This window comes from Aeromonas aquatilis (assembly GCF_054052405.1).
On record NZ_JBSTYP010000057.1, the window covers coordinates 1 to 15,609 of the forward strand.

General features: G+C 59.1%; 12 protein-coding genes and 3 pseudogenes. 2 read left to right on the top strand and 13 right to left on the bottom strand.

The genetic code is table 11. The annotated features are described in order from the left end of the window. Positions 1-214 precede the first annotated feature (214 nt). The 13 genes and pseudogenes from ACW5W8_RS18940 to thpR all read right to left on the bottom strand — a co-directional run bounded on the left by ACW5W8_RS18940 (position 215) and on the right by thpR (position 10,535). Positions 215-1,138 (bottom strand): LysR substrate-binding domain-containing protein, encoded by a 924-nt coding sequence (locus tag ACW5W8_RS18940; protein ID WP_498629542.1) that lies wholly within the window; start codon positions 1,136-1,138, stop codon positions 215-217. A gap of 505 nt (positions 1,139-1,643) precedes the next feature. After that, on the bottom strand, positions 1,644-1,727 hold the full coding sequence (locus ACW5W8_RS18945; RefSeq protein ID WP_498629588.1) for a hypothetical protein: 84 nt from the start codon (positions 1,725-1,727) through the stop codon (positions 1,644-1,646). A gap of 114 nt (positions 1,728-1,841) precedes the next feature. After that, positions 1,842-2,791, bottom strand: a pseudogene (locus ACW5W8_RS18950) (IS1595 family transposase). A 66-nt stretch (positions 2,792-2,857) separates the two neighbouring features. Next, a pseudogene (locus ACW5W8_RS18955) lies at positions 2,858-2,998 on the bottom strand (type IV toxin-antitoxin system AbiEi family antitoxin domain-containing protein); the annotation flags it as partial. 182 nt (positions 2,999-3,180) lie between these two features. Then, positions 3,181-3,441: pseudogene (locus ACW5W8_RS18960) on the bottom strand (transposase); the annotation flags it as partial. A gap of 306 nt (positions 3,442-3,747) precedes the next feature. Beyond that, entirely contained in the window at positions 3,748-4,602 is an 855-nt protein-coding gene (gene panC, locus ACW5W8_RS18965) for a pantoate--beta-alanine ligase (RefSeq protein ID WP_498629544.1), read from the bottom strand. Between the two features lie 201 nt (positions 4,603-4,803). Continuing rightward, positions 4,804-5,598, bottom strand: a complete 795-nt coding sequence (panB, locus tag ACW5W8_RS18970) for a 3-methyl-2-oxobutanoate hydroxymethyltransferase (RefSeq protein ID WP_005335640.1) — start codon at positions 5,596-5,598, stop codon at positions 4,804-4,806. Beyond that, on the bottom strand, positions 5,595-6,104 hold the full coding sequence (gene folK, locus ACW5W8_RS18975) for a 2-amino-4-hydroxy-6-hydroxymethyldihydropteridine diphosphokinase (RefSeq protein ID WP_498629590.1): 510 nt from the start codon (positions 6,102-6,104) through the stop codon (positions 5,595-5,597). The genes panB and folK overlap by 4 nt, the downstream gene beginning before the upstream one ends. Positions 6,105-6,115: 11 nt before the next feature. Continuing rightward, entirely contained in the window at positions 6,116-7,582 is a 1,467-nt protein-coding gene (pcnB, locus tag ACW5W8_RS18980) for a polynucleotide adenylyltransferase PcnB (RefSeq protein WP_498629547.1), read from the bottom strand. 81 nt (positions 7,583-7,663) lie between these two features. Continuing rightward, on the bottom strand, positions 7,664-8,572 hold the full coding sequence (gene gluQRS / locus ACW5W8_RS18985; protein ID WP_498629549.1) for a tRNA glutamyl-Q(34) synthetase GluQRS: 909 nt from the start codon (positions 8,570-8,572) through the stop codon (positions 7,664-7,666). 111 nt (positions 8,573-8,683) lie between these two features. Then, complete coding sequence (dksA, locus tag ACW5W8_RS18990; RefSeq protein ID WP_498629551.1) at positions 8,684-9,133, bottom strand: RNA polymerase-binding protein DksA; 450 nt, start codon at positions 9,131-9,133, stop codon at positions 8,684-8,686. A 119-nt stretch (positions 9,134-9,252) separates the two neighbouring features. Beyond that, complete coding sequence (sfsA, locus tag ACW5W8_RS18995; protein ID WP_498629553.1) at positions 9,253-9,996, bottom strand: DNA/RNA nuclease SfsA; 744 nt, start codon at positions 9,994-9,996, stop codon at positions 9,253-9,255. Next, positions 9,993-10,535 (bottom strand): RNA 2',3'-cyclic phosphodiesterase, encoded by a 543-nt coding sequence (thpR, locus tag ACW5W8_RS19000; RefSeq protein ID WP_498629555.1) that lies wholly within the window; start codon positions 10,533-10,535, stop codon positions 9,993-9,995. Before thpR ends, sfsA begins: the two co-directional genes overlap by 4 nt. Positions 10,536-10,713: 178 nt before the next feature. Between thpR and hrpB the strand changes: the two genes are divergently transcribed. Together hrpB and mrcB are read left to right on the top strand one after the other, a co-directional pair. Continuing rightward, on the top strand, positions 10,714-13,161 hold the full coding sequence (hrpB, locus tag ACW5W8_RS19005; RefSeq protein WP_498629556.1) for an ATP-dependent helicase HrpB: 2,448 nt from the start codon (positions 10,714-10,716) through the stop codon (positions 13,159-13,161). Positions 13,162-13,234: 73 nt separating this feature from the next. Continuing rightward, complete coding sequence (gene mrcB, locus ACW5W8_RS19010) at positions 13,235-15,553, top strand: penicillin-binding protein 1B (protein ID WP_498629558.1); 2,319 nt, start codon at positions 13,235-13,237, stop codon at positions 15,551-15,553. Positions 15,554-15,609 lie beyond the last annotated feature (56 nt).

A 15,609-nucleotide genomic window follows, 5' to 3' on the forward strand; every position in this document is an offset into this window, starting at 1 on the left:
TGCTGGAACGTTACGGGAGGGGCGTGAATATCAAAGCATGTTTGCATGAGGCGCTGGGGCACCCCATGCAACACGTAATTGGGACATAGCCTTTAAAAAAGAGGGGGTTCTTCAGCAATCTGAGCCGCACCTATGGTGCGGCTATCCATTTGAAGGCACTATTCAACAACCTTCAAAAAGGTCATTGTTTACTATGAGAGTATATTCACTCATCTTAATAGTTGTTCACGCTTTGTCTTATCTCTTCTTTGATCCAATTGCTGAAACAGTCGATCCTCTTTAATCTTGGAGAGTCAGCATCCCAAACCAGGTGATAGCCATTGCCAGATTTATAACAGTAGTCAAATAGTTTGGTGAGCAGACCATTTGAAATTAGATCACCTGCCAGCACGCTTCTGCTCAGGGCAACCCCTTTTCCAGAGAGAACCATGTCCAAAGCTAGGCTATTACTGTTGATCTCCAGACGTTTTATTTTTTTAAAATCAAGTTGATAGCCTGCTTCTTGTAACCATTTTTCCCATGAGCTCCCGGCATAATCGGGCCCGGAGATGATGACGGTATTGTAGAGAGATTCAATGGCTTGGAATTTATCTGCAAAGGCCGTAGCACAGACTGGAAATACACATTCTTTGAGTAGCAGACATGAATGAAGTGTTGGTTCGACCTCTTTGCAGTAGCGGATCGCTAGGTCCATACCGCCACGGCCAATGGGCAATAATTGGGTCTGTGCATTGAGGCGTATCTCAACTTCCGGATGTCTTTCTACAAAGCGCCATAGTCTTGGCATCAGCCAGCGGCTGGCGAAGGAGGGATGGACGGTAACGTTCAGCACCCCCTCGAGTGGTTCTCTTTCAAGAGACGCTATACCTTGTTCGAATGCAGCCATTCCTTGGCTTACCCATGGGAGTAAGCGATGGCCCCATTCTGTCAGCTTCATACTGCGCCCTTCACGGATGAACAGCTTGATCCCGAGGGTTTGTTCCAGTCCTCGAATTTGTTGGCTAACAGCTGCTTGGGTGATAAAGAGTTCAGCAGCCGCGCGGGAATAGCTGCTGTGACGTGCAGCGGCTTCGAAAGTGTGTAGTGCACTGATCTGGGATATGTATAACTTACGCTTATGTATTTGGTTAGATTTCATCGTTGGTCTTCCTAGTATCGATTAATGATACTAAATTTCATGTTAATAATAGAGGTTAAAACGAGGTTATCATGGATAATTGTAGGGAGTAATCTGGTTGAATCAATAATGAGATTGCTAGCACGTAGAAAAAATTATAAGCTAAAGGCCAACGAATTATCGCCATGGTTAAAAAAAGATATTGGGATTGAAAATAGTGACTCCAAATATATTGGGCGTGATAAATACAAGAACCTGTAAATATACATGTGTAACCATCCGTGAATAAATAATTTTTCAAAAAAATACATTCATTAGTAAAATTGGATAAATACAAACTCAAAGCTTTGGCCAGCTCTGCAGGCCAAATAGATCAAGTCTGAAAAAGATCTCGCCACACTCATCCAAACAGCTGTTCAAGCTCACCGTTAAGATCGCGCTCATTGGCGATGATTGGCAGCATCTTGAGCCGTAATGCTACCTGTCGGTAATAGACAGAGTTTTTATTCATGGTCGATCTCTGATGCTACGAAAAAGGTTCTGGCACGGTTATTTGATAGCGAGGTTCTAACCGCCCTTGTGCGACAACTTGGCGTTTGCCGGTTCCCAATGTGATTTGGGTTTTATCGAGTCTCTTTGTCCACTGATGGCTATATTAATGGGAGAGAAAAAGAAATACCCGATTGGTTTGGACTGACTTGCTCCGTGTCAATATGGATCCTGATTACCCATAACCCTCAGCCAGCTTCAAGAGCCTATATGGTATCGGAGGGCTTGCCACGACTGCATGCCCCAATTCTACCAACATGCTCTTGAGGTCAAAACGATGATTAAACCGGAAGCAATATTCCGCAAGATGTCTTGGTAAATGCTTCGCTCCGAGCGTATGGCAACTGCCCCGCAGCGAGTTTTTCACATTTCCTATCATCGTGTTTACCCAGTTGAATGCCGGATGTTCCAGCCAATCCAGGTTGCCCCGGTGACAACACCCAGGTGCTCACAATGGGCCTCCTTGACCGCTTTGAAACAGGCCAATCCATCGGATATCACCGCGCTACCACTGGCAACATGCCGTTTTGCCCAATCCGCAATCGACTTGGTTTTGAAACCATCGACCACCGTCATCCGCATCTTGATTGGATGCCCTTCCTTGTTCAGGGCCACTGCTGCCACAAACGGCGTCTTGCCTGCCGCGCCCCGGCCCCGTTTGCCACCACGGCGCTCTCCACCCCAGTAGACATCATCGAGCTGAATGATGCCGCTGATGGACTGCTTGTCATCGGACTCTTTCATGGCTTGCAGCAGCTTATGCTTGAGCATCCACGCGGTGTCATATTTGACGCCCAACTGGCGCTTTAGCTCCATCGCTGACAAGCCTGTTTTGGTCTGTGACAGCAGATGCATCGCCAGAAACCACTTGGTCAGAGGGAGCTTGGTGTTTGCAAAAATGGTGTTTCCAGTCAATGACATCTGATGACGGCAGTGATTGCATTGCCACACCCGTGGCCGACTTTTCAGGCGACAATAGGTCTTGTTGGCGCACTCAGGATAAACAAAACCGTGAGGAAAACGCCAATTGAACAGCGCGTTTTCGCACTGAGCTTCAGTGCCATAGTCCTTGAGAAACTCAAACAGGCTGTAGCCTTTCTGGAATTGGGCTTTGCTTTTGGCCATGATCTCGCACCTCGATAACTGTACGTAAGATCAGTGTAGCTCGTGGTGACTGCTAATCATGGGTAATCAGGATATGGATTGCACTTTACGAGGACTCAAATTAGTCAATCCTTGAAACAGCTCTGCAGCATGCTCAAAGCTGATATGTTTACCTATCGCGTTTACTACCTCATATGCGGCGAGTTCGGGGCAGCTGGCTCGGAGTTCTTTGCCCTGTACACCTGGCTAAAAAAGCAGTCTCCCATGACTGGTAGCTTTATTACGACGACGACGTGCGGATCCCATCAAGGCCAGAGCCGGAAAACGGCTCACAGACAGGCCGGATACATTGACGCAAACGACTTCTGGAAATCAGTTGAAGCCTGCAGATAAGGAGCAGACCATACATTTTTTATGATGTCACGCTCCATGTTGGCTTGTGCGAGATCGTTGCGTAGCTGGGTCACTTCAGCCTCCAGCTCGGCGACAGAACCCGCTCCAGAAATGGCCGATGTATCCTTTCCTCCTTTGGCTGCGACCACCCAGTTGCTCAGTGTGCCCTTGGCTATACCCAACCTTCTGGCGGCTTCAGCTTGGCCAAGGCCTTGCTCCAACACCAGTCGAACCGCCTCTGCCCGAAACTTTGGTGAATGGTGTTCTCTCGATTTAATTCAATACCCCCCGATTGTCTCATCGTAACAATCGGGACTGTCTGTGAAAATCAGGATACCTCACTGAAAATCCTGGAGACGCTTTCCCACAACACCCTTGCCGACAATATCGGCTTCTCGATGGCGGCGCTCTCGATCGCAGTTGTACTGCTTGTGCTATTGCAGCTCTAACATCGGCTGTAAAGTAAATGGGGCCAAAAGCCCCATTCTCTGAAATCGGACACCTGTCCGTTTTGACTCCATCAACGTTTAACGTTCCCAAGCAATCAACAGAACAGCAAACGCCACAAGATGGCAGAGAAAATGTTACCGCTTGATAGTGACGACCCGGTTGTCGATAAGGCGGGCCTTGCCCAGATAGGCCGCCATCAGGATCACCAGTTGCGCGCTCTCGTCTGTGGCGGATTCGAGGGTGGCGGCATCGACGATGTCGATGGCATCGGTGCGAAAACCGGCATTGTCTAGGCGCTGGCTGGCCTGCGCTACCAAGGAGGGCAGGTGGTGATCACCCGCTTCAATCTGCTCGGCGATCCAGTTCATGGTGCGCGCCAGCTCGGGGGCGATGGCCCGCTCGGTGGCAGTCAGGTAGCCGTTACGCGAAGAGAGCGCCAGACCATCTTCGGCCCGCACGGTGGGCACGCCGACGATCTCGATGGGCATCGCCATGTCGGCCACCATCTTGCGAATGAGCGCCAGCTGCTGGTAATCCTTCTGGCCGAAGCAGGCCACATCCGGCTGTACCAGATTGAACAGCTTGGTGACGACAGTGCTGACACCGCGGAAGTGACCCGGACGCAGCGCCCCCTCCAGCAGATTGGAGAGACCCGGCACCTCGACGAAGGTCTGGCTCGCCAGCCCCTGCGGATACATGATCTCCGGGGTCGGGGTGAACACCATGTCAACGCCGGCCGCTTCCAGCGCGGCGCAATCCTGCTCCAGGGTGCGCGGATAGTTGGCAAGATCCTCGGCCTTGTCGAACTGCATCGGGTTGACGAAGATGCTGACCACCACTTTCTCGGCGTGGCTGTGCGCCTCTTTCACCAGCGTCAGGTGGCCCTGATGCAGGTTGCCCATGGTGGGCACGAATGCGATGGCACGCCCTTCACGGCGCCATTGGCTGATCTGCTCACGCAGAACGACGGGATTATTTACGACCAACATCAGCAGTTCACCTTCCGATAAATCAAAAAGAGAGACGGGTTGCATCTACCGGTAGCGCTCGGGCGGGATGGGGCACGAACATGGCTATCAGCAGTTCACCTTTAGATGAATCAATAAGATACGGATTAGCTATACGGATTAACTGTGCAAGGCTGACAAGCAGAGACGGGGGCCGCAGCCCCCATCATGCAACTGCCAGGATCAGTTGAAGCAGTGCTCCGGGCCGGGGAAGCTCCCCTCACTCACCTGCTGGACATAGAGGCGGATGGCGGCACGCACATCGCCGGTCTCGGCCAGGAAGTTCTTGGTGAACTTGGGCACATAGCCGGAGGTGACACCAAAGGCATCGTGCATCACCAAAATCTGACCGTCGGTCGCGGGGCCGGCACCAATGCCGATCACCGGGATGCGAAGCGCCTTGGTGATGCGCTCGGCCAGCGCAGTGGGCACACACTCGAGCACCAGCAGCTGGATACCCGCCGCTTGCAGTTCGAGGGCCTGGCGGTAGATCTCCTGTGCCTGAAACTCATCGCGCCCCTGCACCTTGAAGCCACCAAAGACATGAACGGATTGCGGGGTGAGGCCGAGGTGACCGCACACCGGCACTCCGTTGCGGGTAAGGTGGCGGATGGAGTCACACAGCCAGTCGCCCCCTTCCATCTTCACCATGCGGGCACCGGCCGCCATCAGGCGGGCAGCGTTCTGGTAAGTCTGCTCGGGAGTGGCGTAGCTCATGAACGGCATGTCGGCGACCACCAGTGCCTTGCTGGCACCGCGCGCCACACAGCGGGTGTGATAGACCATCTCATCCATATTGACCGCCAGGGTATCCTGACCCCCTTGCAGCACCATGCCCAGCGAATCGCCGATGAGCAGCACGTGGGCCCCCTCGTCGTCGAACAGCTTGGCAAAGGTGGCATCATAGGCGGTGATGGCGGTGAACTTTTGACCTTCCTGCTTCATCTTCAGCAGGCTGGCTGTGGTGATCTTGCTCATAGAGGCTCCTGTACGTCTGCACGCGGGGCAATGATGGCCAAATCATTGTGCGGGCAGCGGGCAACCAGTCGGGCGAGCGGGGTGCCGCAGGGCAGCACCAGAGCAGGCGCAATTTCGGCAAGGGGCAGCAGCACGAACTCCCGCTCCTTCATACCGTAGTGGGGTACGATCAGGCGCTCGTGGTTGATCACCTGACCCCCATAGAGCAGCAGATCGAGATCCAGAGTTCTCGGCCCCCACCGCTCATCTTTGCGCACACGTCCCTGTTCCAGCTCGATTTTTTGTAATTGATCCAGCAGCGCAAGGGGCGCGAGCCGGGTATTGAGCCGGGCCACGGCATTGACGTAGTCCGGTTGGTCAGCAGGCCCCATGGGGCGGCTGCTGTAAAACGACGAGGCCTGCACCAGCACAGATCCCGGCAACCTTGCCAACGCGGCAACGGCGCGACGAGCCTGACCCAGCGGGTCAGACAGGTTGGAACCAATGGCGATGAAGACCTCGGTCATCACGTCTGTTGTCACTCGGCCACTTTCGGTTTGCGGCGACGGGGGCGACGACGGTTGCGGCTGTTGCGGCTGCGCTTCTCGCCATCGTGGCTACGGGCCTCGCCGCGCTCACCGCTGGCCGGGCGACGGGTCGCTTCGCGCTGCAGTTGCGGGCGCACATCGGGGTTGGAGGCGACATAGCGCTCCCACCAACTGGCCAGCTCGCCGAGACCACGCTCGACCCGGTTGCGCAGCAACAGGAAGTCGTACGCCGCGCGGAACTTGGGGTGCTCCATGGCGCGCTCGGGGTGCTTGCCCTGACGACGGGTCAGACGCTGTTGCAGAGCCCAGATGTCGCGGACATCTGTGGTGAAACGGCGGGGAACGGCGATGATCCGCACCTGATTGTCGAGTACCTCGTTGATCGCCAGCATGAAGGCGTCATACCAGGGCAGGCCGCTCTCGTTCTCCAGTACCCGACCACGGGCCTCGACAGCCCCCCACAGCAGGGTGGCGTAGAGGAAGGCGGGAGTGACGCGTTTATCTTCACGAACCCGGGTGTCGGTATCGATCAGCGCCAGCTCGATCAGCTGCTCACAGGGCGAGTTGCCGTGCGGGGTAAACAGCGCCGCCACTTGTGGGAACAACTGCTGGAACAGGCCATACTCGCGCAGCAGTTTGTAGGTCGCCAGACCGTCGCCAGCCAGGAACAGCTTGAGGGTCTCCTCAAACAGGCGAGCAGCCGGGATGTCTTGCAGCAGTGGCGCCAGCTCCTTGATGGGGGCGGCGGTACGCGGGCTGATGGTCATGTCCAGCTTGGCGGCAAAGCGCACGGCACGCAGCATGCGCACCGGATCTTCACGATAACGGGTCTCGGGATCGCCGATCAGCTCAAGCTTGCGCTCGGCCAGATCTTCCAGACCCCCTTCGAAATCGTGCAGAGTGAAATCCTTGGCGCTGTAGTAGAGGGCGTTGACGGTAAAGTCGCGGCGCTCGGCATCCTCTTCGATGGTGCCGTAGACATTGTCGCGCAGCAGCATGCCTTCATCGGACTGGGCCGACACATGTTTGCTGGTATTGACCTGATGGTGGTGACCCCGGAAGGTGGCCACTTCGATCACGTCACGACCAAAGACAATGTGGGCCAGGCGGAAACGACGGCCAATCAGGCGGCAGTTGCTGAACAGCGCCTTGATCTGCTCCGGCGTCGCATCGGTTGCGATGTCGAAGTCCTTGGGCGTCTTCCCGAGCAGAATATCCCGGACTCCGCCGCCGACCAGGTAGGCCTCATAGCCCCCTTTGTTCAGGCGATAGAGCACCTTGAGGGCATTCTCGCTGATCTCTTTGCGCGAAACAGGGTGCTGATCACGGCTTAAGGTACGACGTTGACCGGCGACACGGGCTGGAATGGGGGATTCCACCGGCTGCTCGCCCTCATCCTTGCCGAGCACCTTGCGGCAAAAGTTTGCGATCTGGGAAAAAATGGTACACCTCTTCATGACTTCTAAATTGACGGGAGGCCAAAAAATAGCGGCCTATCATAGCTCACGCCTAACCAAATGAAAAACTGAATGGCCCGTTCAGCCAGCCTCCAGCGAGATCTTCTGGCAGGCGGGCACCCGTTCAAGCTGCCAGCTGGCGATGCCCCACCCGATGATCTCGTCGATCCGGCTCGCCATCAGCTCGGGCGGCGGACACTGGCCGAGGAAGTGCAGCGCCTGCCACAGGGCCGGGCGCACCTCATCGAGCGCCAGGGCCGGCGCATGGTTCTGCTTGGAGAGCTTGTTGCCATCGGCTTGCACCGCCAGCGGCAGATGCACCCAGTCCGGCACCGCAGCCCCCAGGGTCTGGTAGAGGGCAATCTGGCGCACCGTGGGCTCCAGCAGATCGGCGCCGCGCACTATCTCGGTGATGCCGCTGTCCATATCATCCACCACTACTGCCAGGTTGTAGGCGTAGAGCCCGTCGCGGCGGCGGATAATGAAATCTTCCTCGGCCAGTGCCGCTGGCACCGCAATATGGCCCTGCAAGCGATCGTCGAAGTGGTAGACCGGATGGTGCTGGCGCAGCCGGGCGGCGCAACCTTCGGCCGCCAACCCGAGGGTGCGGCAGTGGCCGCTGTAGAGACCGCCCGCGGCCATGATTTCGCGCCGGGTGCAACGGCACCAGTAGAGGTCTCCCGCCCGATAGAGCTGGTCGATGATCTCGTCATAACGGCCATGGCGCGCGCTCTGGAACATCACCTCCCCATCCCACTCGAGGCCATATGCCTCAAGGGTTTTGAGAATAAGGTCGGCCGCCCCCGCCATCTCCCGCGGCGGATCGATATCTTCGATACGCACCAGCCAGCGCCCCTGCCGGGATCTGGCCTGCAAAAAGCTGCCGAGGGCGGCGATCAGCGAACCGAAGTGAAGCGGGCCGGAAGGAGAGGGAGCAAAGCGGCCGACATAGGGACGCGCAAGAGGTGAGGACGGGGTATTCACTGGCATGGCTGTTAGGGTAAGCGATTCATTGAGGCTGCATTCTGGGGGGCGACCGCCAAAAGCTCAATAAAAAAGGGCGCCCGCGAGCTCCCTTTTTCATATACCAGAGGGTCGGGATCAACCGGCCATCTGCTTTTCCTTGATCTCGGCCAGCGTCTTGCAATCGACACAGAGGTCGGCAGTCGGACGGGCTTCCAGACGACGGATACCGATCTCGATACCGCAGTGTTCGCAGTAACCGAAATCATCGTCTTCAAGCAGCAGCAAGGTCTTCTCGATCTTCTTGATCAGCTTGCGTTCACGGTCGCGGGTACGCAGTTCAAGAGCGAATTCTTCTTCTTGCGCGGCACGATCCACGGGATCCGGGAAGTTGGCAGCCTCGTCTTTCATATGGTCGACGGTACGATCAACTTCCTGCATCAGTTGGTTGCGCCAGGCACCCAGGATCTTGCGAAAATGCACCTTTTGTTGGTCATTCATGTACTCCTCACCCGGCTTTTCCTGGTAAGGCTCTACACCCGCAATGGCCAGGGGGCCCAGAGATTTCCTGTTTTCGCCTGTTGGCATGCCCTGTCTCCTAATTCAGCACGCTACCCGTGCCATCCATAAATTGAGGGCGACATCTATAGCAGAAGGGTAACGGGTAAGCAAACGAGCCGTACCAATAATGTTACCCACTCCAATATTTATGCACTCCCCTCGGGTAACAGGTGGCCAGATTCAAACGGGACAAACCCTTGGGCCACCATGCCTTGCACCCCAACATGGGGCCGATAGCATAAAATTTCAACCCCCGCCGCGATTGCCTGCTCAATTAGCAGACTATAGTGCGGATCTATATGGGTTGCAGGGCGCATCCGGCTAATTCCGGAGTGCAACACCATAAAGAGCAGCACGGCTCTGTGGCCCGCCGCTTTCATCGCCATCAGCTCGCGCAAATGCTTGGCGCCACGGGCGGTGACCGCATCGGGGAAGTAGCCCATGCCAGCCTCCTCCCGCTCGTCGAGCAGGGTGACCGATTTTACCTCGATGTAACAATTGCCCTTCTCGTCATCTTCCAGCAACAGATCGATGCGACTGTTCTCTTCGCCATACTTCACCTCGGTGCGCAACCGGCTGTACCCCGCCAGCGAAGCGATAGCCTCCTGCTCGATCAACTCCCGGGCGATCTGGTTGGCGCGCGCCGTGTTGACGCAGATAAAGTGGCCCGCCGGGCTCTCGGCGATCTCCCAGCTGTTGGGCAGTTTGCGCTTGGGGTTGTCGGAGGTGGAGTACCAGACCCGGGTGCCCGGATCGGCACAACCGGTCATGGCACCGGTATTGGCGCAGTGGATGGTGATGACCTCGCCGTTATCGAGTTGCACATCGGTCAGAAAGCGCTTGTAGCGGGCCACCAGCTGCCCGGATTGCAGGGGGGGATCAAAGATCACGGGTTAGCCCTCCGCGCGTCTTCTTTTACCCGGGCACGCAGCGGCCAGCAGGCAAGCGGCTCATAGCGCACCCCGTCCGGAGTCGAGATGGATTGATAGAGGCAAAACTCATCGGCCTGCAGCAGAAAATCGGGAGCAGGCTGGATGGCCGGTGCCTCGACCGCCTTGCGCGACAGGGTGACATGGGGGCGATAGCCCTGCTCGCCATTGCCAAGGCGCAGCTTCTCGCCGTGGCGGCGCAGCGCCTTCGCCAGCACGGTCAGCTCGTTGGGCCACTCCTTCGGGCCAATCCAGGCAGCTTTGGCCCGGCTGAACCAGCCGGTCTCATCCAGCCTGATGGAGAGCGGCGGACAGTGCTGACGCTCCACGGCGGCGATCAGGTGGCGGGTGGTCAAGTCGTCCGCCTCACCCAGAAAGGCCAGGGTCAGGTGGAGGTTGGCTTGCGGCACCGGCTGACCGGGCCAGGGCCGCTGATCACGCCAGCTAATGAGTTCGGGAGCGAGCTCCTTGACGGGCAGGGCAAAGAAGAGTTTGGCCATGTGGTGATAATGCCTTTTTCACGCTCATTGGATGAGCCCATTCTATGGCAGCCATCCGGCCATGTCTCGCAGCCCTCCCGCCCGAGTGGCCATCTCCTCACATCCACTCACGGTGGCGCGGGTGGCTGTGGCAGAATAGGCGCCGTTTTACCGGTTGCTACAAAAGGTGCTCATCGCTTTGTCCCAGCTCCCCATCGTTTCGGTATTGCCCGAACTCTTTGCCGCCCTCGACAGCCACACCAGCGTGATCCTGCAGGCGCCCCCAGGCGCAGGCAAATCGACCCTGCTGCCGCTGGAGCTGGTGCGTCAGAACCGGCTGCCCGGCCGCATCATCATGCTGGAACCAAGGCGCCTGGCTGCGCGCAATATCGCTAGCTTTCTGGCGCGCCAGCTCGGGGAGAAGGTGGGCGAGCGCATCGGCCTGCGAGTGCGTGGCGAAAGCCGCACCAGCTCCGCGACCCGGCTAGAGATCGTCACCGAGGGAGTGCTGACCCGGATGTTGCAGCAGGATCCCGAACTCGGTGGCGTTTCGCTGGTCATCTTCGACGAGTTCCACGAACGCAGTCTGCACGCCGATACCGCGCTGGCCTTCGCCATCGAGAGCCAGCAGGGATTGCGCGATGACCTCAAGCTGCTGGTGATGTCCGCCACTCTGGATGGCATGGCACTCGAGACCTTGTTGCCGGATGCCCCTGTGGTTCGCTCCGAGGGGCGTGGTTTCCCTATCGATTACCACTACCGTCCCACCAATCGCCAACAATGGCTGGAGCCGCAGGTCGGCGCCGTGGTACTCGAGGCGCTGGCCGAGCAAGATGGCAGCCTGCTGGTCTTTCTGCCAGGACAGGGTGAGATCGAGCGACTGGCGCAATGGTTGGCAGACAAACTGCCGGACGACGTGACCCTCGCCCCCCTCTACGGCCGCCTCGATATGGCGGCGCAGCAGGCGGCCATCGAGCCGGCGCCTGCGGGCCACCGTAAGCTGGTGCTCACCACCAATGTGGCGGAGACCTCCCTCACCATCGAGGGGATCTCGGTGGTGATCGACAGCGGGCTGGAGCGACGGGCCTCCTATGATCTGAAAAGCGGCGTCACCCGACTGGAGACCCGCCAGATAGCCAAATCCTCCGCCACCCAGCGGGCCGGTCGCGCCGGTCGTCTCGGCCCCGGCGTCTGCTACCGGCTCTGGAGCAGCGAGGTGCAGGAGCGGCTCGCTGAGCAGAGCCCGCCAGACATTCTCACTCAGGAGCTGACCGGCCTGCTGCTGGATGCCGCCCAGTGGGGGGCAAAGGTGGAAGATCTGCCGCTGCTGGACATGCCCCCCGACGCTGCGGTGGCCAGCGCCCAGCGGCTGCTGGTGGCTCTTGGCGCCATGAAGCCGGAGGGTGAGCAACAACTCACGGCCGCTGGCCGTGCCATGGCCGCTTTCGGCACCCACCCTCGCCTCGCCCGCATGCTGCTGCGCGCCCGCGAGCTGGAAGCTGAAGGTCTGACAGGGATTGTCGCCGATGCCGCTTATCTGGTGGCGTTGCAGGAGGAAGATCTGCGAGGATCGGAGCGCCTATCTGTGTTGTTCCACCGCCGTCAAAGTGCCCTGCGTCAGGGGGCGGCCCGCTGGTTTGAGCGGCTTGGCGTGCGCCCTGCCACTGCACAGGGTCAGTGGCTGGGGCTGCTCTGTGCCCTCGCCTGGCCGGATCGCATCGGCAAACTGCGCAGCGGCAGTCGCTATCAACTCAGTGGTGGGGTGAGCTGCGATCTGGTAGAAGGTCATCCCTGTCAGGGACAAGCAGCCCTCATCGCTATCGAGATGGGGCAGAACGATCGCGGCAGCCGCATCTTTATCGCCGAACCGGTCGATCTGGACGAGCTGGTACGCCTGCTGCCGGAACTGGTCAGCGAACGGCAATGGTTCGACTGGGACGAGCGCGAGGAGCGGGTGCGCGCCGAACGCCAGCAGGTGATCGGCGAGCTGGTGCTGAGCCAGCGACCGCTGACCGAACTCTCTGACGAGCAGAAAGGGCGCAGCCTGCTGCAAGGCATTCGCCGCAAGGGGCTGCATGTGCTGCCGTGGGACGAGAGCAGCGAAGGGTTGCTGGCCCGTCTGTGCTGCGCCCGTGACTGGCTGCCCGATGAGGGGTGGCCCGCGATGGATGACGAGAGCCTGCTGGCCACGCTGGAACAGTGGCTGCTGCCAGCGGTGAGCGGCATGACCCGGCTGGAGCAGTTGAAAAAGCTCAATATGAGCGACATCCTGCGCCAATCCCTGCCCTGGCCGTTGCCCAAACGGCTGGACGAGGCGCTGCCGAGCCACTTTGCGGCACCGACCGGCAGCCGGGTGCGGATCCGCTATCAACCGGGGCAGGCACCGGTGATCCCGGTGCGCATTCAGGAGATGTTCGGGCAAGGTTCGACCCCCTGCGTGGCCGATGGCCGGGTGCCGCTGGTAGTGGAACTGCTCTCCCCCGCCCAGCGACCGCTGCAGATCACCGCCGATCTGGCTGCCTTCTGGGCGGGTTCCTACGAGCAGGTGAAGAAAGAGATGAAGGGGCGCTATCCCCGCCACTACTGGCCGGATAATCCGCTGGAGGCGATGCCGACCAGGGTCACCAAGAAAAAGATGGGCATCTAGGTTCGATGGGTTAATCCCGCTCGGACGTTCGCGAATGCGACATAACAAGTAGAAAGGAAAGCAAAGAGGATTTATGGCAACCCAACGACGCAAGAGCCCCCCCAAGAAGGCCGCACCCAAACGCACCATCTGGCGCAAGCTGTTCTGGCTTGGCTTCAAGCTCTCCCTGGTGGTGGCGGCCTTTATGGTGGTGTTCGGCATCTACCTCGATACCAAGGTGCGCGAGCGCTTCGATGGCGAGAAGTGGCAACTGCCGGTGATGGTCTACAGCCGTCCGCTGGAGCTCTACCCCAGTCAGCGCCTGTCACGGGACCAGATGCTGCGCGAGCTCAACATGCTGAGCTACAAGCAGGTGCGCCAGCCTCACACGCCGGGTGAATACACCATCAATGGCAATCGCATCGAGCTTATTCGCCGTCCGTTCGAGTTCTATGACGGCGCCGACGGAGCCCGTGGCCTGCGCCTCACCTTCAACGGCCCGCGCCTTGAGGGGATCCAGTCGCTGGAGAACCAGCGCCAGCTCGGTTACGCCCAGATGGACCCTGTGCTGCTCGATCGCCTCAATACCGAAGATCGGGAAGATCGCCTGCTGGTGCGTATCGCCGAAGTGCCCGACAGCCTGCTGGTGACCCTGCTCACCACCGAAGATCGCGACTTCTACCAGCATGGCGGCGTCTCGCCGGTGGCCATCATGCGCGCCATGTTCGCCAACCTGATCGCGGGTCGTACCGTGCAGGGGGGCAGTACCCTGACCCAGCAGCTGGCCAAGAACTTCTTCCTGACACGTGAACGCAGCCTGTGGCGAAAACTGCAGGAAGCCTATATGGCGGTGCTGATCGACTATCGCTACAGCAAGGACGAGATCCTCGAGTCCTACCTCAACGAGGTCTATCTGGGGCAGAACTTCTCGCAAGGGGTCTACGGTTTCGGCCTCGCCTCCTACTTCTACTTCGGCATTCCGGTCAACGAGCTGGATATCGATCAGGTCGCCCTGCTGGTCGGTCTGGTGAAAGGCCCCTCCTATTACGACCCATGGCGCTTCCCGGAGCGGGCCAAGACCCGCCGTGATCTGGTGCTGAAGCTGCTGATGGATCACGGCAGCCTGACTCAGGCCGAATATGAGCTGGCCAGCCGCCAGCCCCTCGGCATCATCGCCCGCGGCCAGATGAGCTATGGTCGCACCCCGGCCTTTATGGGGCTGCTCAAGCGAGAGATCCAGAGCCGCTTCGGTGCCGATCTGCTCAAGCAGTCCGGCCTCAAGATCTTCACCAGCCTCGATCCCATCGCCCAGCATGCGGCCGAGCGAGCGGTCGAATCGGGCCTCGCCGATATCGAAAAACTGCGCGGCAAAAAGAAGCTGGAGGCGGCCATGGTGGTCTCCGACTGGCATAAGGGCGAAGTAGTCGCGCTGGTGGGTGGGCGCGATCCCCGTTACGCCGGGTTCAACCGGGCGCTGGATGCCCGCCGCCAGATCGGCTCGCTGGTGAAACCGGCGGTCTACCTCACCGGTCTCTCCAACGGCCTGACCCTGGCGACCCCGCTGAAAGATCAGCCTATCCGTATTCGCGGTCAGGATGGTCAGGTCTGGACGCCGCAGAACTACGATCGCAAGTTCCGCCAGAGCGTGCCGCTGATGGATGCGTTGGCCAGCTCCCTCAACGTGCCGACCGTCAATCTGGGTCTGCAGGTGGGGCTGGAGAAGGTAGTCGATACCCTGCACAAGCTGGGAGTCCAGCAGGAGATCCAGCCCTACCCGTCGCTGGTGCTGGGGGCGGTGGCCCTCTCCCCGCTGGAAGTGAACCAGATGTATCTGCCCATCGCCAATCAGGGGCTGACCCAGCCGCTGTCGGCCATTCGCGCCGTGGTGAACGGGGATGGCAGCCTGCTCTATCAGCATGATCAGACCGCCAAGCGGGTCACCGACCAGCAAGCAAGCTGGCTGACCCTGTTCGCCATGACCAAGACGGTGAGTCAGGGCACGGCCCGCGCGCTCAGTGCCAAGTTCCCGGGCGCCACCATGGCGACCAAGACCGGCACCACCAACGAGCTGCGCGACTCCTGGTTTGCCGGGATGGACAACAACGAGCTGGTCAGTATCTGGGTCGGTCGCGACGACAACACCCCGGCGGGCTTGACCGGTGCCAGCGGTGCCCTGCAGCTCTTTAGCGGCTACATGAGCCAGCGCGGCGTCAACAGTCTGGGATTGAAGATGCCGGAAGGGGTTACCTGGGCCAACTTCTCCCGCGCCAGCGGCACCCGCGTCGCCAGCGACTGCCCAGGCAGCCTGCAGGTGCCGGCCAAAGCCTCCACCATGGGCTCCCCGGCCGGTTGCGCCAGCAGTGCGACGCCACGCAGTGCGCTGGATGACTGGTTCGGCGGTTTCTTCAACTAGATCAACGACACGGGCAGCACAGGCTGCCCGTTCACTATGCTGCTGACAAGGAAACA

Coding starts and splice junctions, on each gene's coding strand:
- ACW5W8_RS18940 (WP_498629542.1), bottom strand. CDS start 1,138: ATGAAATCTAACCAAATACATAAGCGTAAGTTATACATATCCCAGATC.
- dksA (WP_498629551.1), bottom strand. CDS start 9,133: ATGCCAACAGGCGAAAACAGGAAATCTCTGGGCCCCCTGGCCATTGCG.
- mrcB (WP_498629558.1), top strand. CDS start 13,235: ATGGCAACCCAACGACGCAAGAGCCCCCCCAAGAAGGCCGCACCCAAA.
- pcnB (WP_498629547.1), bottom strand. CDS start 7,582: ATGAAGAGGTGTACCATTTTTTCCCAGATCGCAAACTTTTGCCGCAAG.
- panB (WP_005335640.1), bottom strand. CDS start 5,598: ATGAGCAAGATCACCACAGCCAGCCTGCTGAAGATGAAGCAGGAAGGT.
- gluQRS (WP_498629549.1), bottom strand. CDS start 8,572: ATGCCAGTGAATACCCCGTCCTCACCTCTTGCGCGTCCCTATGTCGGC.
- folK (WP_498629590.1), bottom strand. CDS start 6,104: ATGACCGAGGTCTTCATCGCCATTGGTTCCAACCTGTCTGACCCGCTG.
- thpR (WP_498629555.1), bottom strand. CDS start 10,535: ATGGCCAAACTCTTCTTTGCCCTGCCCGTCAAGGAGCTCGCTCCCGAA.
- panC (WP_498629544.1), bottom strand. CDS start 4,602: ATGTTGGTCGTAAATAATCCCGTCGTTCTGCGTGAGCAGATCAGCCAA.